Origin of the sequence: Thermogutta sp., from assembly GCF_014359955.1 — a bacterium.
GTDB lineage: Bacteria > Planctomycetota > Planctomycetia > Pirellulales > Thermoguttaceae > Thermogutta.
The window spans coordinates 1-1,914 of sequence record NZ_JACIYL010000817.1 but is presented as its reverse complement, the minus strand read 5'-3'; the positions used below and the strand labels follow the sequence as shown (position 1 = coordinate 1,914).

Here is a 1,914-nt window from a genome sequence, read left to right as displayed (position 1 = left end):
AGGTGATGCCGGAGGGTGTCGAAAAGTAACCGCTTGACAGGCAAGAGTAGTCAAATTGACACCTTCGGGCGATAAACGAAAAGCTGGAAGAGGAAATTGGGACGCGAATCAGAGCGACGATCGCGACAAAACTGAACGAAAAAGGCGTGCCTATCCGATACATTCTGACGAGACGCTACAATCGATACTTTCGGCAAGTTGGGGTGAAATCGGATCGGCATCGCTCTCATCAAGGGATGGTGCATAGCCTAGCGGGATCGGGAGGACATGGAGGTCAGCATGGCAACACGGATACACCCGACGGCGGTGATCAGCCCACTGGCGGCGATCGGTTGTGATGTGGAAATCGGTCCGTTCTGTGTCGTGGAGGAGGACACCCAGATCGGCGATGGTTGTCGGCTGGAGGCGCGGGTGACTATCAAAAAGGGCACCGCCCTCGGCGATAACAACTGGATCTGCGAAGGTGCGGTCCTCGGGGGAATCCCACAGCATGTCCATATTCCGGAACGGCCGGGGAAAGTGATCATAGGCTCGGGGAACGTAATTCGCGAAAATGTCACGATTCACCGAGCACTCGACGAGGAAGATGCAACTTTGGTGGGCGATAACAACCTCCTGATGGTCAATGTGCATATCGCTCACGATTGCCGAGTCGGGAACAACACTATTTTCGCCAACAACGTCATGCTCGCGGGACATGTGACGGTGGGAGACCGGGCGTACGTTTCAGGGGCGGTGGCTGTGCACCAGTTCTGCCGCATTGGCTCCTTCGCCATGGTTGGCGGACAAGCGCACATCAACAAAGACGTGCCGCCCTACGTGACGGTTGATGGTTTGAGCAGCTACGTCGTGGGGCTTAATCAGATTGGACTTCGGCGGGCAGGCTTTTCTACAGAGGCGATCGAGGAGTTGAAGCGCGCCTATCGCGTCATCTATCGAAGCGGGTTACTCTGGAACGACGTGCTGGAAGAATTGCGGGTCAACTTCTCAACCGGGCCCGCGGCGCTGTTCTATCAGTTCCTGGCGACGACCACGCGGGGGATCCTCCCCGAACGACGGACTCCTACGGGCGCGACCCTTAAGTTGCGCAAGGCCGACGATCAAGCCGATGAGGACGAAGGGTACCGACGGGTACGCGTAACGGGTTAGTTCCGCCATCCCGCACGTGGGATTGTTGTATGGGCATCCCTGCCGTCTGATCTTGGCTCTCAGACTCGGCCGACCTAGCCTTTCAACTCCGCGTGACCCATCGGCTCATAGACAGGCCCCGTGGGAAGCAGTTCACTGGAGAAAATCACCAGTTGATCGACAGTGGTGGGGCCGAATTCCACGTCCTGGTATTCGCGAAGCATGGCGACCAGGTGTTCCACCGCCCGCCCGCTCTTGCGGACCCGCCCCAGTGTCAGATGAGCATGAAACTTCCTGCCTTCTCGGGGAAAGCCGATTGCACTCAGAGCCGTTTCCACACGCTCGTTGAGAGCCTGCATCTCGGCGGCCCCAAGATCCACCCCAAGCCAGATGACGCGAGGTCGTTCCAGTGACGGGAACGCCCCGACGCCACGGATTTCCACCGTGAAGGGCTCCACCGTGGCTACGCACTCTTCCACGGCCCGGCAGACATGGTAGACGTCCCGGTAATCCACGTCGCCCAAAAACTTGATCGTCAAATGCATATTTTCAGGGGCGACCCACGTGACGTCTGCTCCCGATTGTCGAAGCTGCTTGATTAGCTTGGATGCTCGGCTGCGCACCCCCTCATCCACTTCCACCGCGATGAAGGTCCGAACTTTACTCTTCATTGGCTTTGTGCCCTCCTCGTGGTGCTGACCTCCCGGCCCTTACCCGTCAACAGGCTTCCTTGAATGTCAACCGTTGCCGAAAGCCCTTTTTTGAACGTTCATCAACTCATCTGTG

2 protein-coding genes are annotated in these 1,914 nt (G+C 57.7%); one reads left to right on the top strand and one right to left on the bottom strand.

All coding sequences use genetic code 11. From position 1 onward, the window contains the following. Positions 1–279 precede the first annotated feature (279 nt). Positions 280–1,149 carry an acyl-ACP--UDP-N-acetylglucosamine O-acyltransferase gene (gene lpxA, locus H5U08_RS17270; RefSeq protein WP_297035934.1) on the top strand — a complete coding sequence of 290 codons (870 nt, stop codon included), beginning with the start codon at positions 280–282 and terminating at the stop codon, positions 1,147–1,149. A 74-nt stretch (positions 1,150–1,223) separates the two neighbouring features. Here lpxA and thpR read toward each other — a convergent pair whose 3' ends face one another. Beyond that, positions 1,224–1,799 (bottom strand): RNA 2',3'-cyclic phosphodiesterase, encoded by a 576-nt coding sequence (gene thpR, locus H5U08_RS17265; protein WP_297035931.1) that lies wholly within the window; start codon positions 1,797–1,799, stop codon positions 1,224–1,226. Positions 1,800–1,914 lie beyond the last annotated feature (115 nt).